The 17682-nt window shown below is 51.0% G+C and carries 16 protein-coding genes; all 16 read left to right on the forward strand.

Annotated features, from left to right (window positions below):
• Positions 1-133 precede the first annotated feature (133 nt).
• The gene (panB, locus tag MKX70_RS17770) at positions 134-1000 is read left to right on the forward strand and encodes a 3-methyl-2-oxobutanoate hydroxymethyltransferase (RefSeq protein WP_340840423.1); all 867 of its coding nucleotides are present in this window, start codon (positions 134-136) and stop codon (positions 998-1000) included.
• Between the two features lies 1 nt (position 1001).
• Positions 1002-1892, forward strand: a complete 891-nt coding sequence (panC, locus tag MKX70_RS17775) for a pantoate--beta-alanine ligase (protein ID WP_042237589.1) — start codon at positions 1002-1004, stop codon at positions 1890-1892.
• Positions 1885-2268 carry an aspartate 1-decarboxylase gene (gene panD / locus MKX70_RS17780; RefSeq protein WP_340840424.1) on the forward strand — a complete coding sequence of 128 codons (384 nt, stop codon included), beginning with the start codon at positions 1885-1887 and terminating at the stop codon, positions 2266-2268. The genes panC and panD overlap by 8 nt, the downstream gene beginning before the upstream one ends.
• Positions 2269-2382: 114 nt before the next feature.
• Positions 2383-3024 carry a hypothetical protein gene (locus tag MKX70_RS17785; protein ID WP_171716658.1) on the forward strand — a complete coding sequence of 214 codons (642 nt, stop codon included), beginning with the start codon at positions 2383-2385 and terminating at the stop codon, positions 3022-3024.
• A gap of 116 nt (positions 3025-3140) precedes the next feature.
• Positions 3141-5999 carry an ATP-dependent DNA helicase DinG gene (dinG, locus tag MKX70_RS17790; RefSeq protein WP_340840425.1) on the forward strand — a complete coding sequence of 953 codons (2859 nt, stop codon included), beginning with the start codon at positions 3141-3143 and terminating at the stop codon, positions 5997-5999.
• A gap of 217 nt (positions 6000-6216) precedes the next feature.
• Complete coding sequence (locus MKX70_RS17795) at positions 6217-6870, forward strand: redox-sensing transcriptional repressor Rex (protein ID WP_042237585.1); 654 nt, start codon at positions 6217-6219, stop codon at positions 6868-6870.
• Positions 6857-8158: an amidohydrolase gene (locus MKX70_RS17800; RefSeq protein WP_340840426.1), complete on the forward strand. Its 1302-nt coding sequence runs from the start codon at positions 6857-6859 to the stop codon at positions 8156-8158. Before MKX70_RS17795 ends, MKX70_RS17800 begins: the two co-directional genes overlap by 14 nt.
• 26 nt (positions 8159-8184) lie before the next feature.
• Entirely contained in the window at positions 8185-8706 is a 522-nt protein-coding gene (locus MKX70_RS17805) for a cell wall elongation regulator TseB-like domain-containing protein (RefSeq protein ID WP_340840427.1), read from the forward strand.
• Positions 8707-8994: 288 nt separating this feature from the next.
• Complete coding sequence (locus MKX70_RS17810) at positions 8995-9762, forward strand: aminoglycoside adenylyltransferase domain-containing protein (RefSeq protein WP_042237578.1); 768 nt, start codon at positions 8995-8997, stop codon at positions 9760-9762.
• Between the two features lie 614 nt (positions 9763-10376).
• Positions 10377-10919 carry a hypothetical protein gene (locus MKX70_RS17815; RefSeq protein WP_340840428.1) on the forward strand — a complete coding sequence of 181 codons (543 nt, stop codon included), beginning with the start codon at positions 10377-10379 and terminating at the stop codon, positions 10917-10919.
• On the forward strand, positions 10912-12414 hold the full coding sequence (locus MKX70_RS17820) for an AAA family ATPase (RefSeq protein ID WP_340840429.1): 1503 nt from the start codon (positions 10912-10914) through the stop codon (positions 12412-12414). Before MKX70_RS17815 ends, MKX70_RS17820 begins: the two co-directional genes overlap by 8 nt.
• Positions 12415-12546: 132 nt before the next feature.
• Entirely contained in the window at positions 12547-13419 is an 873-nt protein-coding gene (locus MKX70_RS17825; protein WP_042237572.1) for a 3-hydroxyacyl-CoA dehydrogenase family protein, read from the forward strand.
• Positions 13416-14624 (forward strand): acetate/propionate family kinase, encoded by a 1209-nt coding sequence (locus MKX70_RS17830; protein ID WP_042237571.1) that lies wholly within the window; start codon positions 13416-13418, stop codon positions 14622-14624. The genes MKX70_RS17825 and MKX70_RS17830 overlap by 4 nt, the downstream gene beginning before the upstream one ends.
• 21 nt (positions 14625-14645) lie before the next feature.
• Positions 14646-15941 (forward strand): asparagine--tRNA ligase, encoded by a 1296-nt coding sequence (gene asnS, locus MKX70_RS17835; protein WP_340840430.1) that lies wholly within the window; start codon positions 14646-14648, stop codon positions 15939-15941.
• Positions 15942-15964: 23 nt separating this feature from the next.
• Positions 15965-16732, forward strand: a complete 768-nt coding sequence (locus MKX70_RS17840) for a DnaD domain-containing protein (protein ID WP_042237569.1) — start codon at positions 15965-15967, stop codon at positions 16730-16732.
• Between the two features lie 143 nt (positions 16733-16875).
• Positions 16876-17676 carry an aminoglycoside N(3)-acetyltransferase gene (locus tag MKX70_RS17845; RefSeq protein ID WP_042237568.1) on the forward strand — a complete coding sequence of 267 codons (801 nt, stop codon included), beginning with the start codon at positions 16876-16878 and terminating at the stop codon, positions 17674-17676.
• Positions 17677-17682: the final 6 nt, after the last annotated feature.

The raw sequence follows: 17682 nt of genomic DNA on the forward strand, positions 1-17682 counted from the left end.
GTAAGGACCGAGACAGAAGGGACGATCGCGAGTGACTCTTTTTTGCCCTTCGGACCTTTTTAGCGGACCATGCTAAAAGGTTTTTTTGTTTGCGCGGTAACGCGTATTTTATGGAAAAGGGGAATGAGAGCTAATGGCTGAGAAACATCCGCTGAATATTATCAAAATGAAAAAAATGAAAACGGAAGGTGTGCCGCTGAGCATGCTGACCGCTTATGACTATCCATCAGCCCTGCTCGCCGAGGAGGCAGGTGTCGACCTGATTCTGGTAGGAGACTCGCTCGGGAATGTCGTGCTTGGTTACGATACCACCCTGCCGGTTACCATAGACGATATGGTCTACCATACCCGTTCGGTGAAGCGCGGGGCGCAGAACACATTTATCATCGCGGATATGCCTTTTATGACCTATCACGGAAGTGTGGATGAGACCTTGCGCGGGGTGCGCAGGCTGATGCAGGAAGGCCAGGCCCATGCCGTCAAAATGGAAGGCGGCCTTGAAATCTGCAATGCGGTCTCCGCTGTAGTTGCCGCCGGCGTGCCTGTTCTCGGACATATCGGCTTGACTCCGCAATCGGTGAATATGATCGGCGGCTACCGGATCCAGGGCAAGGATGCCAAGGATGCACAGCGGCTGATCGATGAAGCGAAGGCGCTTGAAGCTGCAGGAGCCTTCGGTATCGTGCTTGAACTGGTGACGGAAGAAGTGGCCGCAGCCATCTCCAAGGCAATCAATATTCCGACCATCGGCATTGGCGCGGGCCGCTATTGTGACGGTCAGGTCCTGGTCTTCCATGATGTGCTGCGCTATGCCTCCCCTTACCGGGAGAAACGGTTTGTCAAAACCTATGCCGATGTCGGCAGTCTGATCCGTGAAGGCATCAGCAGCTATGTACGGGAAGTGAAAGACCGCTCCTTCCCGGCAGAGGAACATGTGTTTAATGCGGATGAAACGGTACTGGAATCCCTATACGGCGGTACCGGCAAAGGAGCGAAATAAGATGAGAGTAGTCAGAACGATTGCACAGATGCGTGAAGCGCTGGAATATATGCGTCAAGGCGGCCATGGGCCGGTCGGTTTTGTACCTACCATGGGTTATCTGCATGAAGGCCATGCCAGCCTGCTGCGCGCAGCAGGTGAGAAGAGCGGCACAGTGGTGATGAGTATATTTGTCAATCCGCTGCAGTTTGGCCCTAATGAGGATTTCGCTTCCTATCCCCGCGATGAGCAGCGTGATCTGGCGCTTGCTGAACGCGAGGGTGCGGATATTGTATTTATACCTAGTGTCGAGGAAATGTATCCCCAGCCGATCCGCACGGGAGTATCGGTATCTTCACTTACTACACAGCTCTGCGGAGCTTCGCGTCCGGGACATTTTGACGGAGTGACTACGGTGGTCAGCAAGCTGTTCAATATTGTACAGCCGGATTATGCCTTCTTCGGGTTGAAGGATGCCCAGCAGGTAGCTGTTCTCCGCCGGATGGTAGCGGACCTGAATATGAATGTTGAAATTATCGCCTGCCCGATCGTGCGGGAAGAAGACGGACTGGCTCTCAGTTCACGCAATGTATATCTGAGCGCTGAAGAACGCAGACAGGCACTGGTGTTGTCCCGTTCCCTGCGCGAAGTCCGCCAGGCATTGGAAGACGGCAAGGTGAGAACAGTGAATGAGGCGCGGGAGATGCTGGTTTCGGTTATTGCTGAATCCCCGCTTGCGGTCATCGATTACGCGGAAATCCTGACTTTCCCGGATCTGGAGAGCCTGGAAGGCGGCAGTAAGCTGAGTGCTGCCGGCGGAGAGGTGATTATGGCACTTGCCGTGAAATTCGGCAGAACCCGCCTGATCGACAATAATGTATTTATTCCCAAGGAGGCTCACGCTCTTGTTTAGACATATGATGAAATCCAAAATTCACCGTGCTACCGTCACCGAAGCCAATTTGAATTATGTCGGCAGCATTACCATTGATGAGAATCTGATGGAAGCTGCGGATTTGCTGGAGAACGAGAAGGTGCAGATCGTGGATAACAATAACGGCTCCCGACTGGAAACCTACGTGATCCCCGGCCCGCGCGGCAGCGGCGTTATTTGTCTGAACGGTGCAGCCGCACGCCTCGTGCAGCCGGGGGATATCGTTATCATCATTTCCTACGCGATGCTGTCATCCGAAGAGCTGGCGGAGCATAAGCCGACTGTTGTATTTGTAGATGCCGACAATCAGCCGGTGAAGCTGGCGGATCATGAGATTCACGCGACGATTGCCTAAATCCCGCTGTTTGAGCCATGTAATCAATGGCAGGGATGAAGACACCCCGACTTGTGAAAAATGAAGTCAGGCAAGCTTAAGCTGAATTCATTATCAGTAAGGGTGGGATGTCCGGTGTTTCAACATTTATTTGCTGAGATGAACAAGATGCTGCAGGAGATCAGTGCTGACTATCCTACTGCGGAGGGTGCCCGCCGCAACGACCTTTTATCCAAATATAATATGCTCCACAGGATCAGCGATGATGTAATGGATGAATGGCTGGCCTTTGCTGAGAAGCTTAGCCAGTTCCGCGATCAGGCAGATTTTCAGCCGCAGCCGGAGCAGGAAATCCCTGAGGAGGAAGCGCCAGAGCTTGCTATGGATGCTTTTGTCAGGGGTCAGGGTTATTATAAGCTGCTTATGTACCGCAAATGTATTGAGCAGTTCAAGGAAGTCACTGCACGGCATCCGGACAGTCTGGCTGCCCGGCTGTATCTGGCCATGGCTTATCTGCAGGAGGGTGAAGGGGAGACGGCATGGGGGCATCTGAATCATATGCTCGGCCTCATCCGTGAAACGAAGCTGAAGGCGATGATTTATAATGCGCTTGGCTGCATCAGAGCTTCTCAGGAACGTTTTAATGAAGCTAGTGAGCTGTTCAGTCTTTCTCTGCTGCATGATCCCGCTCTTCCTGAGCCAAACGTTAACCTGGAGGTTTGCCGCAAGCGGGGCGGGAAGCTTCAGTTCGGACAACAGCTGGTCTCGCTTTTATAATTAATATTCATCCATTCAAGCGATGTGGCCCTGCTTCACCAGGGTGTGCATCGCCTTTTTTCGTAACTTCTGTTATGCTGATAAAGAGTCTCAAGTGAAAGGGAATAGAACTTATAATGAAATTTGCCGTGCTTGATTTTGAAACTACGGGAACCCAATCTGTGGGAGAGATCATCCAGGTTGGCCTTGCCATTATAGAGGAAGACAGGTCCATCTCCCGGGTGTATGGTTCCTATGTCAAGCCCGGAGCACCCATTCCTCCTTTTATTACGGGCTTGACCGGAATTACAGACAGTGATGTGCAGGATGCGCCGGAACTTGATGAGATGATGATGGAACTGGTGCCGCTGCTCGATGATGTTGTGCTGGTTGGACATAATGTGGCGTTTGATTTTCATTTCTTGCAGAATGCGCTGGACCGCTGTGGTTATTTGCCGTTTCAGGGCCGGATTCTGGATACGATCGATTTTCTCAAAATATGCTTTCCCTCGCTGACTACCTATCAGCTTGGGTCCGTAAGCAGCCATTTCGGCCTTACCCATGAGCGTCCCCATCAGGCGGACAGTGATGCCCTCGCGACTGCGCTTGTGCTGCTGAAATGTCTGGAGGAGCTGGACAGCCTACCTCTCCTGACCATCCAGCGGCTTAATGAGCTATTCGCCGATGAAGATAGTGACCTGGCCTGGTATTTCGACGGTCTGCTGCGTGAGCGCGAAATGGAGACCTTCCAGCCGGAAGGGGACCTGACCTTCTACCGCCAGCTGGCCCTTGCTGTAGGCGACTGGGCAGAGCTGGCTCCTCCCCGGGAGGAAGGATCTGACAACCCGCTGCAGAATATTACCTTCAGGGAGTATATGGAAGAGGTAACCAAGCGCCTGAAGGATACCCTGCCGCAGTATGAGAGCCGTGAAGCCCAGGAACTGATGATCCAGGAGGTCATGACGGCGCTTGATCAGGATAAGCATCTGCTGATTGAAGCAGGAACCGGCACCGGCAAATCGCTGGGCTATCTCCTTCCAGCCATATATCACAGTGTGCGCAGTAATCAGAAGGTCATGGTCAGCACGCATACGATCAATCTTCAGGATCAGCTGCGTGAGCGCGACATCCCTCTTTTGACGAGTGTTGTGCCCTTCCCGTTCAAGGCAGCGATCTTTAAGGGGAGAGGTCACTATCTGTGTCTCCGCAAGTTTGAACATAGAATGAATAAAAGGGACTTCACAAGTCCCAGGGAAGAAGCGCTTACGGCCGCCCAGATGATGGTCTGGCTGACCCAGACGGAGACTGGCGATGATGAAGAGCTGAACTTAAGCGGACGCGGCGGTGATTTCTGGGAGACCGTAGCCAGTGATACCGACTCTTGTCTGGGACGCTCATGCCCATGGTTCCGGAAATGTTATTATCACCGGGCCAAGCATGAAGCCGGTATTTCCGATGTGGTGGTGACCAACCACTCCAAGTTATTCGCAGATGTTAAGGCCGGGCATCAGCTGCTTCCGGCTTACGAGCATCTCGTAATTGATGAGGCTCATCATCTGGAGGACATTGCCGGCAAACATCTCGGAATGCAGATGAAATATTTTACCGTGGCGCATACGCTCACCCGTCTGTACAAGGACAGCCGGAGCGGACAGCTGCCGGCCTTGCGCCAGACCCTGCAATCGTCCGGCAGTGAGCAGGCTTCGGAATGGAGCGGCGTTATCGACCGGATCTATCCGGATCTGCTTACTGTCAAGGAGTCCTGGGATACGCTCAGCGACAAGCTCTTCGGCTTGCTGCCTGAACGCAGCGATGCCGGAGCCGGTGAAGCCGGCCAACTGGTCGTACGCCTGCAGCCGGGCAAGAAGCCCAAAGAGTGGGAGGAGCTGGCCGCTCTGGAGAATACACTCCATCTCAGCTTGAGCGATATCATCCGCAAGGGTGATAAAATGCTCAGTGAGATGCGTGATACGGACAGTCAGTCCTCTTCGGACAGTCTTGTGACGGATATCGGCGGGTTGTTCAAGGACCTGGCCTCCATCCGGGAGCAGATCCGTTTCTTTATGGGACTGAATGACGAGAATATCGTGTACTGGCTGGAGGGGAGCGGCAATTACCGCGGCAAGTCGCTGCAGATGTATGCCGTTCCGGTGGATGTGAGCACTCAGCTCAGGGAACTGTTCTTCGATAAGAAGAAGAGTATCATCCTGACATCGGCTACCTTGTCTGTGGATAAGTCATTCCAGTTCATGATCGATAATCTCGGTCTTGGTGAGGCTGCAGAGCAGGGACGTCTACAGACAGCTCTGCTTCCGTCACCGTTCAAATACCGTGAGCAGGCACTGCTTGTCATTCCACGTGACTTCCCTAGTGTCAAGGGAAGCATTGGGGATGCCCGCTTTGTGGACACACTGGTTCATTCTCTGGCAGAAACTGCTGTGGCTACCCGCGGGCGGATGCTGGTGCTGTTCACCTCCTACAAGATGCTGCGCCAGGTCTATGATCCGCTGAAAGAAGCCCTGACTTCGCAGGATATCGCGGTGCTTGGACAAGGCGTAGAAGGCGGTAGCCGGAGCAAGCTGATCCGTCGGTTCCAGGACAGCTCGGCGTCAGTCTTGCTGGGGACGAGCAGCTTCTGGGAAGGTGTAGACATTCCCGGGGAAGCTCTGACCTGTCTGGCTATTGTCAGACTGCCGTTCCAGCCGCCCAATCATCCGCTGGCTGAAGCGAAGTCTGAGCTGCTTCAGGCACAGAAGAAGAATCCGTTCATGAAGCTGTCCGTCCCGCAGGCCGTAATCCGCTTCAAGCAAGGCTTCGGGCGGTTGGTCCGCACCGCGCAGGACCGCGGAATCGTTATTGTATATGATACCAGGGTAATCGAATCTTATTATGGGAAGTATTTCCTGTATTCGCTGCCCGGACCCAAGATGGAGCATATGCTGACGGATCAGATCGTTCCGCGGATTGCAGAATGGCTTGAAGATGGCGGGGTTTAATAATCCGTCGCCGGCTGATATTATGTATAAGTAATTATTGTTCTGAAGTCCCGCGCTCCACGGCTCCTGCCTAAACGGGCAGGCCTGGAGCACGGTTCCTATAACCGGCTTAACAGCAGTGAAGCTATGCTATCAAAACTAAGCGTATGCTTACGAAGCAAGTTTTGTGAAGTTGAATCAAGCAGCATATGCTATCAAAACTTTAGGAGGAGAAAACATGAAATCGGATAAAATATCAGAGGCCGTTGTTCGCAGACTCCCAGTGTACCTGCGTTTCCTGAACGATCTCCAAAAACGTGAAATCTCAACAGTTTCTTCTCAGGAGCTGGGACAGAAGCTTGATCTCAACCCCGCCCAGATCCGCAAGGACCTGGCTTATTTTGGTGATTTCGGCAGAAAGGGCATTGGTTATGATGTCTCTTATCTGATTGAGAAGATCCGGCATATTCTGAAGCTGGACCAGCAGATTAATGTAGCTCTGGTAGGTGCAGGTAATCTCGGCCACGCCTTGTCGAATTACAATGCCTACTTGAAGGATACGATGAAGATTACAGCTGTATTTGATGCTTATGAGCCTAAGGTAGGCCAGCAGATCAACTCGCTGACTGTCCAGCCGATGAGTGAGCTGGGGGATACCATCCGTGCACAGGGCATCCGTATTGGGATTATTACCGTTCCGGACAGTGAAGCACAGAACGTTGCTGACATTCTGGTGGATTCGGGCATTGAGGCGATCCTGAATTTTGCCCCTGTAATTCTTAAGACTCCATCCAATATCCGGATTCATGCCGCCGATTTCACTACGGATTTGCAGAGTCTGGCTTATTATTTGCATGACGGAAAGGACGAAGCTGAAGATGAGCAGCAATAAAACCATTATTAAAGACGGCCGTTTTCTGGTTCCTGGCAGCGATAAGCCGGTGCTGAGCGGTTATATGACCATCGAAAATGATCTGATTACTTACATAGGTGAAGCGAAGCCTGTAATTGAAGAGGATGCCGAGGTTATTGACGGTAGCCGGCTGCTGTTCATGCCGGGTCTCGTCAACACCCACGGCCATGCGGCGATGTCGCTGCTGCGCGGCTACGGCGATGATATGGTGCTGCAGGCTTGGCTGCAGGAAAAAATGTGGCCGATGGAAGAGAAATTCACCGGTGAAGATGTATACTGGGGCACCTCACTATCCGTTCTTGAGATGCTGAAGGGCGGCACTACGACCTTCCTCGATATGTATGATCATATGGACCGGGTTGCTGAGGTTACGGAGCAGTCAGGCATCCGTGCAGTACTTATGCGCGGTGTTATTGGCCTGTGTCCGGAAGAGGTGCAGAACCACAAGCTGGCGGAGGCGATTGCTTTTGCCCGGAACTGGCATGGCAAGGCTGACGGCAGAATTACTGCAATGCTCTCGCCCCATGCGCCTTACACCTGTCCTCCGGAGTTTTTCATGAAGTTTGTTCAGGCGGCACATGATCTTGATCTGCCGATGCACACGCATATGTCCGAAACGCGCCATGAAGTGGAGCAGAATGTGGCCGATTACGGCCTGCGTCCGGTCGCGCATCTGGAGAAGCTGGGAATGTTCACCCGGCCGTCCCTGATCGCCCACGGTGTTCATCTGAACGATGAAGAGATTGAGATTCTGGCCCGCCATAATGTTGGCGTATCTCATAATCCCGGCAGCAACCTGAAGCTGGCGAGCGGAGTAGCCCGTGTTCCTGAGCTGCTTAGAGCAGGAGTTAAGGTATCCCTGGGTACGGACGGCGCGGCAAGCAACAACAATCTTGATATGTTTGAGGAAATGCGGCTGGCCGCGCTGATTCATAAAGGCGTAAGCGGTGATCCAACGGCAGTACCTGCTCCTGAGGCGCTGCTCATGGCGACAGAATATGGTGCACATTCGATTTTCCTGAACCAGGTAGGCCGGCTTGCAGCAGGGATGAAGGCTGACTTCATTGCGATTGATATTGATCAGCCGCATTTGCTGCCGCATACCGACCTCTTGTCCCATGCCGTGTATTCGGCTAGTGCCAAGGATGTGGAACATGTCTGGGTCAACGGTAAACAGGTTGTGAAGCACGGACAATGTCTGACACTCGATGAAGAGGCTATCCGCCGCAAAGCGCAGGAAACGTTCGAAGGACTGCTGAAACGGTAATTTAGGTTATTTGGAAAGGAAGCTGCATGTTGAAGAAGAGGAGAAAATGGCTTCCGCTGGGGATTTCCCTGGTTCTGCTCCTTCTGTTCGGACTAAGCCAGTTTTATGCCTACATTATGAAGGATCAGTGGAACGAGCGGAGTGAAGCCAAAGAGATTGCCAGAGCACGGGCTGGCTTAACTGAGGTATCCAAAGCACAGAAATCCGTCTGGGATGAAAATGCGATTTACTGGGTGCTTACCGGAAAAAATGATGCTGGAACCAAGCTGATGGTTTGGGTCCGCTTTACCAAGGAAGGCCAACCAGCCGGAGGCGAAAATGATTTATATGCGGAGGAGCTCAGCAAAGGGACTTCGGAGGCGCAGATCCGTGATATTATAGCTGCCCAGCTTCCGGGTATTACGATTAAACGGCTGCTGCCGGGAGTGTATAACGGAGAATATGCCTGGCAGCTGTTCTACAAAAAGGACGGCAGGTTCTATTACAGCTTCTATCGCTTCACAGACGGCAGTGCCATCGGTGAAGGGTATAGCCTGCCCAACCGGTAAGCGGCAGCAAGAATGGACTACAGCAGGAGCGGGGGGACAGTTGAACTGTTCTCCCGCTTTTTTAAATGGTTCTTCAAGGGAGAGAACAATCTATAACCATTCTTGGACTTGTAGCCTACTTGGAGCTATGGCTTAATAATAGGGGAGGAATAGATGAATCCATTTCGATGGCTTGACAGCTGGATAGCATCTCAGTATATGCGATGATACATACCGGATTGTCATATCGGAAGTATTCATTCCCGGCATCTGCTTCAACCATAACTGACATTCAGGAGGATCACGAAGTTGGAAATTCTAGCCTATTTAGATCAGGCGGTAACGTTGTTCAAAGAGGAGCTGGGGACAAATTTGTCCGGGATTTATCTGCACGGTTCGCTGGCGATGGGCTGCTTTCATCCGGATAAAAGTGATATTGATCTGCTGATTGTCATACACGACAAGCTGCCTGTAGAGGTCAGCCGGAAACTGGCCAAGAAAGTGATAGCTTATCACGACAGTCTGCCTAACCAGCGCGGGATTGAGCTAACTGTTGTACTGAAGCAATACCTGAAGAACTTTGTACATCCTACTCCTTTTGAGTTTCATTTCTCGGACTTTCATCTGGACCGGTACAGAAAGGATGAGCATTATCTGTGCGGCGGTTATGAGGATAGAGATCTTGCGGCTCAATTTGCCGTAGTCTATCAGCGGGGATTTATTTTGTACGGCGAACCTATCCGCGATGCGTTTCTGCCGGTGGACCGGCAATATTACCTGGATTCTATCCTTGGTGATATTGGGGATGCAGCTCAGCAAATCATAGATTCTCCAGTGTACTACACACTGAATTTGTGCCGGGTGCTGTATTTTGTGCGGGAAGAAGCTGTGTCTTCCAAAAAGGAAGGCGGGGAGTGGGGCCTGCAGCATTTGCCGGCTAAATATCACGGATTGCTTAAGCAATGCCTGGATGAATATAGCGGAGGGATAAGCGGCGGCGGATATGATCATGCGTTATTAATTGATTATGCAGAATACATGGCCGGCGAAATCAGACAGCATCAAGCTAAAGTGTAAATTCAAACTATCGCTGAGTGAAGCGGACTGAGAAGCCCCTATTTCTTCTAAAAAGCTTATTTTGGCATCAAAGCGGACTGAGATTCTGTTATCTTGTTCATTTGAGCCTGAAATGGGTTGTAATCGGTCAATTAACGGAACCTGAGTCCGCTGGGCCCGCAAATCCGCCTAATCTGCACAATTAACGGAACCTGAGTCCGCACCAGCGGCAGACGGATAATGGAAGCGTCGACCCTCACAAAGAGGGTAAAGCCGCTTCAGCTTTGGTCCTGGAGGAATTAATGCGACTCCTAAGTCCATGTCATACAAAAAGAGAGCGCCACAGGCATATATTGCCTAGAGGGCGCTCTTTTTCTGTTACCCTACCAGCAAAGCTAAATCTGTCCACATGTATTGCCGATAAGAAAGATAATCTACTGGATCATCCAGAAATTAGAATCAAAAATTTTAAATATATTCACACTTTTATGTAAAATGGTATATACACTTATGATATACTACTACTTGTATCAAGACATGCTTACGAGCATGTCAGTCTCGGAAGGGCGCTAGACACGCTAGTTTGGTCATTATTATAGATTTATGCTCGGTCATTTTTGAGAGGAGGACGTTTCTTGAAACTGCGTCTTATGCCTGTACTGCTAACGTCTCTGCTGTCCGCTGCATTGTTATTCGGTGGCTGGTATTCGTACCGCCAGTTCGCTGTGCAGGAGCCGCTGCAAAAGCTTGTGTCATCCTATGAGGGAGTGAAGGATTCCCATATTAGTATTAAACGCAATGAGGTTACTTTGAAACTTGATTTGCAGCCAGGCACGAAATTACTTGAGCTCGTGCAGTATGTATCCAAAGAGGGCAGCTCAGCTATCAACGGCCGGACGCTCAAATTGGATGTGCAGCAGAACTCCAGCGCTTTGCTGGATGAGTATTGGGATAAAGCCATGTTCTCTGTTGCAGAGGCGATGGAGAGCCGGAAGTATACATTAATACCTGCTAAGCTGGATGGTCTGAAGACGCAAGACAGCAAGTACAGCGGGGTTACAGCAACAACGGAAATTGATGACAACAACGTGTATGTGAGTCTAAGCAACGGTACAGAGAGTAAGTTCATCATTCTGCCGCGTGCGGCGGCTACGATGGGAGTGTGGAACAATGCCTAAGTATTGGAAAGAGGTGCTGGCCGGATTTGTTCCGGTCATGCTGATTTTTATGGTTTTTGTCGGGATTAACATTTTCCCTGTGATTATTGCATTCGGCATGGTCATTGCTCTCCTGTTTATTGCCCACGCACGCGGCGGTCTGACGGTAAATGCAGGCGCAGATAAGAAACGTAAGAAGAATGGGCCCTCCAAGCTGACTTTTGAAGAAATCGGCGGCCAGGACAACGCTAAGCAGGAATTGCGGGAAGCACTGGACTTTCTGATCCGGCATGAAGAAATCAGCAAATTCGGGATTCGCCCGCTGAAGGGGATTCTGCTGACCGGCCCTCCGGGAACCGGCAAGACGCTGATGGCCAAGGCTGCGGCACATTATACCAACTCAGTTTTTGTGGCTGCATCAGGCAGTGAGTTCGTGGAAATGTATGTCGGTGTCGGTGCCGGACGTGTCCGTGATTTGTTCAAGGATGCCCGTACCCGTGCGCTTAAGGAAAATAAGCAAAGTGCCATTATTTTTATCGATGAGATTGATGTCATCGGCGGCAAGCGTGAAGGCGGACAGCAGCGTGAATACGATCAGACGCTTAATCAGCTGTTGACCGAGATGGACGGGATCTATAACAATGAAACCCCGCGCATTCTGCTGGTAGCAGCAACGAACCGCAAGGAAATGCTGGACTCCGCACTGCTTCGTCCGGGCCGGTTCGACCGTCACATCCAGGTGGACATGCCGGACAAGAAAGGCCGCAAGTCGATTCTCGATCTGCATGCCAAGAACAAACCGCTGCATGAAACGGTAAGTCTGGATAAAATCGCCGAGGAAGCTTATGGCTTCTCAGGTGCGCAGCTGGAAAGCGTGATGAACGAAGCGGCGATTTACATGATGCGTGAGAATCTGACCCAGGTAGAGCAGCGTCATCTCTCGATGGCCATTGACAAAGTGATGATGGGTGAGAAGACCGACCGGGAAACGAATCATGAAGAGAAACAGCGGGTAGCGATTCATGAGCTGGGACATGCTATTATGGCTGAACTGCTGCGTCCGGGAAGCGTAAGCCAGGTTACTCTGACTCCGCGTGGACAGGCTCTCGGATATGTAAGACATAATCCGCAGACCGAGCAGTATTTGTACACGAAGGATTATCTGGAGAATCAGATCATGATTGCCCTGGGCGGAGCAGCTGCCGAAGAGATGTATTACGGCGGACGCAGTACCGGTTCACGCGGAGACTTTGACCAGGCGCTGAATATTGTAGAGACGATGATGAAGTCAGGACTTACCTCTCTCGGAATAGCGAATCTGCAAATGGTAACCACTGAAGAGCTGATGAAAGAGAATAGTAAAATTCTGGATGAACTGATGGTCCGCACGAATGACCTGCTCAATAAGCAAAGAAATGTATTTGATTACTCTCTTGACATTTTAATGAAGGAAGAAGTTCTCTCCGGAGAGCAATTTCGTTGTCAATTTCGTGACAGTGTCCTTTTACCGGCATAATTCTTTATGCCGGTTATTTTTTTTTACTTTTCAGACATGCTAAGATATCATTATATGTCGGGCTACATATTTTTTACGACAGACAAGGTACAATACAAAAGTATAGATACCTGAAAGGATGGAGACTTTTAAATGAACTTTAAAAAAATTGGTGTCATCGGCGGTGGCACAATGGGTCAAGGGATTGCTGAAATGCTGGCAGCCAAGGGCCTGGATGTAATGCTGGTGGAGAAAACTGCAGACAGACTGAACTACTCCTACGAAATGATCGAGACCAGTCTCGACAAGCAGCTGGAGAAATGGGCTATTACCCAAGCGGAGAAGAAGCTTATTCTTAGCCGTATCCAGAAAGTAACACATTTCGCTGAACTGAGCTCGTGCGATATGGTCATTGAGACCATCGTTGAAGATCTGGAAGCGAAGCAAAAGGTATTCAATCAGCTCGATCAGGTGTGTCCGAGCCACATTATCCTTGCCAGCAACACGTCAACTTTAAGTTTGACTGAGCTTGCAAGCTCGACAATGTATCCGGAACGCGTAATCGGCATGCACTTCATACATCCTGTAGCGAAGGTTGATCTGGTTGAAATCGTGCGCGGACTGAAAACTTCCGACAGCACTTTTGAAGATACCAAAACTTTTGTTGATGAGATCGTTGAGAAAAAAGGCGTTATGATTTATGAATCCCCCGGATTTGTAAGCTCACGCCTCATTTGCCTGTTCATCAACGAGGCTATGCACGTTCTGCAGGAAGGTGTTGCTTCCCCTGAAGATATTGACGATGCTATGCGTATCGGTTATCAGTTCCAGAACGGGCCGCTTGAAATGGCAGACCGCTTTGGTCTGGACTCCGTCCTTGCCGCACTTGAGAACATGTTCCGTGAATACGGCGAGCTGAAGTATCGTCCTTCAACGATTCTTAAGAAGATGGTACGTGCAGGACAACTGGGTGCGAAATCGGGCGAAGGCTTCTTCAAGTATGACAAGGATGGTGACCGTATATGAATATTTTAGTAATTAACTCCGGCAGCTCTTCACTGAAATACCAGCTGTACAATATGACTGATGAATCTGTACTTGCCAAAGGTCTGGTAGAACGGATCGGAATGGATTCCTCCATTCTGAACCATAAGCCAACCGGCAAACAGGAAGTAACAGAAGTAAGTGAAATTCTTGAACACAACACGGCAATCCGCAAAGTGCTTGCTTGTCTGACTGACAAAGAGCATGGCGTGATTGCTTCCATTAACGAAATCAATGCTGTCGGCCACCGTGTAGTACACGGGGGGGAATTCTTCAAAGCTTCCGCACTTGTGGATGCAGATGCGAAGACAAAGATCCGCCAGCTGTTTGACCTTGCGCCGCTGCATAACCCGGCTGCGATGATGGGGATTACGGCAACTGAAGTGAATATGCCTGGAGTACCGCAGGTTGTTGTATTTGACACTGCCTTCCACCAGACGATGCCTGAGAAGGCTTATATGTATGCTATTCCAAGAGTGCTGTACAACAAATACAAAGTCCGCCGCTACGGCGCACACGGAACTTCCCACGATTTCGTCAGCAAAGCTGCTGCAGATTATCTGGACCGTCCTCTGGGCGAACTTAAGATTATCACTTGCCACATCGGTAACGGTGCCAGCGTAACTGCAGTTGCTGGCGGAGTGTCGGTAGATACTTCCATGGGTATGACTCCGCTTGAAGGCCTGATGATGGGTACACGCAGCGGTGACCTTGACCCGGCAATCGTTCCTTATGTGATGAACAAGGAAGAGCTGTCTGTCGGTGAAGTGAATTCCATGCTGAATAAGCACAGCGGACTGCTGGCTATTTCTGGCGTTAGCAGTGACATGCGTGATATTATTGACGGTGCGGAGAAAGGCGAGCCTAATTCTACGCTTGCTTTTGAAATGTATGAGTACCGTTTGCGTAAATACATCGGCTCTTATGCAGCTGCTATGAACGGCGTAGATGTGATCGTGTTTACTGCCGGTGTGGGCGAGAATGCTTCCCTGCTGCGTGAAAAAGTACTGAACAATCTTACGTTCCTCGGAATCGAACTGGATGCAGAAGCGAACAAGGTTCGCTCCGGCGATCCGCGCCGCATTTCTACGGCTGGTTCCAAGGTTCAGGTGCTTGTGGTTCCGACAAACGAAGAGCTTGTCATTGCACGCGATACTTACAGTATTGTGCAAGGAATTAACGGCTAAATTAGAGGAGAGATCTTAGGCATGGCTAACAAGAGTGTAATCAAGAGCGTGAATGAGCATGTCGGAGAGAGCGTTGTTATCGGCTGTTGGGTTAACAACAAGCGCTCCAGCGGTAAAATTCAGTTCCTGCAGCTTCGGGATGGTACAGGCTATATCCAGGGCGTTGTGGTCAAATCGGAAGTACCTGAGCAGGTCTGGGATGATGCCAAGAGCCTAACTCAGGAAAGCTCGCTGTATGTTACCGGAATTATCCGTGAAGAGCCCCGCAGCCAGTCAGGTTTTGAAATGACGGTTACAGGCATAGAGGTATTGCATCTTACTGAGAATTATCCGATTACGCCCAAGGAGCATGGTGTCGACTTCCTAATGGATCATCGTCATCTCTGGCTGCGTTCTTCCAAGCAGCGGGCAGTAATGGTGATTCGTGCAGAGATTATCCGTGCGGTTCAGCAGTTCTTCAATGAGAGTGGATTCACGAAGGTTGACCCGCCGATTCTGACACCAACGTCAGCTGAAGGGACGACCAACCTGTTCCATACGAAGTACTTCGAAGAGGATGCGTACCTGACCCAAAGCGGACAGCTGTACATGGAAGCCGCAGCTATGGCACTTGGACGCGTATATTCCTTCGGACCTACCTTCCGTGCGGAGAAATCCAAAACCCGCCGCCACTTAATCGAGTTCTGGATGATTGAACCGGAGATGGTGTTCACGGATCATGAAGAAAGCCTGCGCGTGCAGGAAGATTTCATCAGCTTTGTGGTACAGTCTGTACTTACGAACTGTCGTGCTGAGCTGGAAGCGGTTGGCCGCGATGTCTCGAAGCTTGAGAACATCAAAGCGCCGTTCCCGCGTATTTCTTACGATGATGCGATCAAGTTCCTGAATGAAAAAGGCTATGAAATCGCCTGGGGCGATGATTTCGGTGCACCTCATGAAACGGCTATTGCCGAAATGAGCGACAAGCCGGTCTTCATTACCCACTATCCGGCTTCGTTCAAAGCCTTCTACATGAAGCCGCATCCTGAGCGTCCAGAAGTGGTGCTGTGCGCGGATATGATCGCTCCTGAAGGCTACGGTGAGATTATCGGCGGATCACAGCGTATCGACGATCCAGCGCTCCTGGAAGCCCGTTTCAAGGAACATAATCTTTCGATGGATACCTACAAATGGTACATGGATCTCCGCACTTACGGTTCCGTTCCTCACTCCGGCTTCGGTCTGGGGCTGGAGCGTACCGTGGCCTGGATTTGCGGTCTGGACCATGTGCGTGAAACGATTGCCTTCCCTCGTACACTGTACCGTCTTTACCCGTAAGGATGGGCAAAGGGGGCTTAAGTATGGACGGAAAAGGATGGAATACCTGGGGCGAAGGCGTAGCCTTCGGCCTGGAGAACGGAATGGCCGTCATTCCTTATGCACTCTTGAAATATTACCGGAAGTTGAATCTGACCGGCAGTGAAGCAATGCTGCTGATTCATCTGCTCTCGTTCCGGCAAGTGGAGGGAATTGATTTCCCATCGCTCGAGGAGCTGCAGGCCGTAACTGGACGCAGTATCTCAGTGATTGCCGGTGAGCTGCAGAAGCTCATGAAGGAAGGATTCATCAGCATCGACGGAGATAACGACGAGCTTCGCGATATCCATTATGAACGCTACAACTTCTCCGGACTGTATGGTAAGCTCGGTGCTTATCTGGCCGAAGTCTCGCAAGAGTATTCGGAGGAGAAGCGAAGCCGAGCTGAGAGTGAGCCTGGTTCCAGAGCTGCTGCCCATTATTCCGGGTCACCTGCTCCGGAGGGCGGTTATGGCCGGCCGGCCGCGCCGGGGGGCACGGAAACCGAGGAGAGCCGCAGTCTGTTCAGTATTTTCGAGAAGGAATTCGGCCGTCCGCTGTCTCCGATGGAATGTGAGTCGATTTCCGGCTGGGTCGATGAGGACAGGTATCCAGAAGAGCTGATTCTGCTTGCACTGAAGGAATCTGTCTTCGCCGGGAAAGTCCATTTCCGCTATATTGACCGCATTCTGCTGGAATGGGCCCGCAACCGGGTGAAGAATGCCCAGGATGTCAAAGCCTATTCCCAGAAATTCCGCAGCGGCGGAAGATGAAATTATAACGTTACCATGCCTGTCATAGAATGAAGTGAATTCAAGGGCACTGCTTTCCAGGGTACACCGGAGACAACCCCGCAGCTTACTGCCGGGTTGTCTTTTTGGTATATATATTGAGTTCAGAAAAGGGAGTGGAGCGTATGACCGAACGTAAAGAACCCAGGCAGATTCTTACAAAGGAAGAGCTGGTGGAACAATTAAGGGCTTGCGGGATCAAGGAAGGACAGAGCTTGATAGTACATGTATCCCTCAGCCGACTGGGTTTCGTGATTGGCGGGGCGGAGACGTTAATTCGTGCGCTGCTGGAGCTTGTCGGTGTGAACGGCACCCTGATGATGCCTTCGCAGACCTGGAAGAATCTCGATCCTGAGACCGGGGTGCACTGGGAAGAGCCTGCGGAGTGGTGGCCGCTCATTCGTAAGCACTGGCCTGCGTACGACAAGGAAGTTACTCCGGCGATCGGGATGGGAGTAGTGGCAGAAATGTTCCGGAAATGGCCGGGAGCCACCAGATCGGATCATCCGGCCCGTTCTTTTGCCGCGCTCGGCAAACATGCGGAGTATCTGGTAAAAGACCATGATCTGAGCAATATCTTTGGCGCCGGTTCACCCCTGGACAAATTGTATCAGCTGAACGGGCATATTCTTCTGATGGGCGTAGGCTATGACAAGAATACATCGCTGCATCTGGCCGAGACCCGAGCTGACTATCCGGGGAAGCAGATGGTTAATGAGAGCAGTGCTGTTTTGGTGAATGGTGTCCGCGAGTGGTTAACTTACCCGACACAGGCAGTGGATGACAGTGATTTTGTCCCATTGGGGCAGGAGTATGAGCAGGCGGTGAATCTGCAGATTCACCGGGCCGGGAATGCAGAGGTAAGATTAATGGAACTCAGGTCATTGGTAGATTGGGCAACGGTTTGGATGGAGCAGCACAGGTAGGGGGAA

The sequence above is a fragment of the Paenibacillus sp. FSL R7-0312 genome, from assembly GCF_038004445.1.
Lineage (GTDB): Bacteria > Bacillota > Bacilli > Paenibacillales > Paenibacillaceae > Paenibacillus_AQ.

Bases quoted from the DNA above. Each gene is read 5' to 3' on its own strand.
- dinG (WP_340840425.1), top strand. From the start codon at position 3,141: ATGAAATTTGCCGTGCTTGATTTTGAAACTACGGGAACCCAATCTGTG.
- panC (WP_042237589.1), top strand. From the start codon at position 1,002: ATGAGAGTAGTCAGAACGATTGCACAGATGCGTGAAGCGCTGGAATAT.
- MKX70_RS17800 (WP_340840426.1), top strand. From the start codon at position 6,857: ATGAGCAGCAATAAAACCATTATTAAAGACGGCCGTTTTCTGGTTCCT.
- MKX70_RS17830 (WP_042237571.1), top strand. From the start codon at position 13,416: ATGAATATTTTAGTAATTAACTCCGGCAGCTCTTCACTGAAATACCAG.
- asnS (WP_340840430.1), top strand. From the start codon at position 14,646: ATGGCTAACAAGAGTGTAATCAAGAGCGTGAATGAGCATGTCGGAGAG.
- panB (WP_340840423.1), top strand. From the start codon at position 134: ATGGCTGAGAAACATCCGCTGAATATTATCAAAATGAAAAAAATGAAA.
- MKX70_RS17795 (WP_042237585.1), top strand. From the start codon at position 6,217: ATGAAATCGGATAAAATATCAGAGGCCGTTGTTCGCAGACTCCCAGTG.
- MKX70_RS17825 (WP_042237572.1), top strand. From the start codon at position 12,547: ATGAACTTTAAAAAAATTGGTGTCATCGGCGGTGGCACAATGGGTCAA.
- MKX70_RS17840 (WP_042237569.1), top strand. From the start codon at position 15,965: ATGGACGGAAAAGGATGGAATACCTGGGGCGAAGGCGTAGCCTTCGGC.
- MKX70_RS17805 (WP_340840427.1), top strand. From the start codon at position 8,185: ATGTTGAAGAAGAGGAGAAAATGGCTTCCGCTGGGGATTTCCCTGGTT.
- MKX70_RS17820 (WP_340840429.1), top strand. From the start codon at position 10,912: ATGCCTAAGTATTGGAAAGAGGTGCTGGCCGGATTTGTTCCGGTCATG.
- MKX70_RS17845 (WP_042237568.1), top strand. From the start codon at position 16,876: ATGACCGAACGTAAAGAACCCAGGCAGATTCTTACAAAGGAAGAGCTG.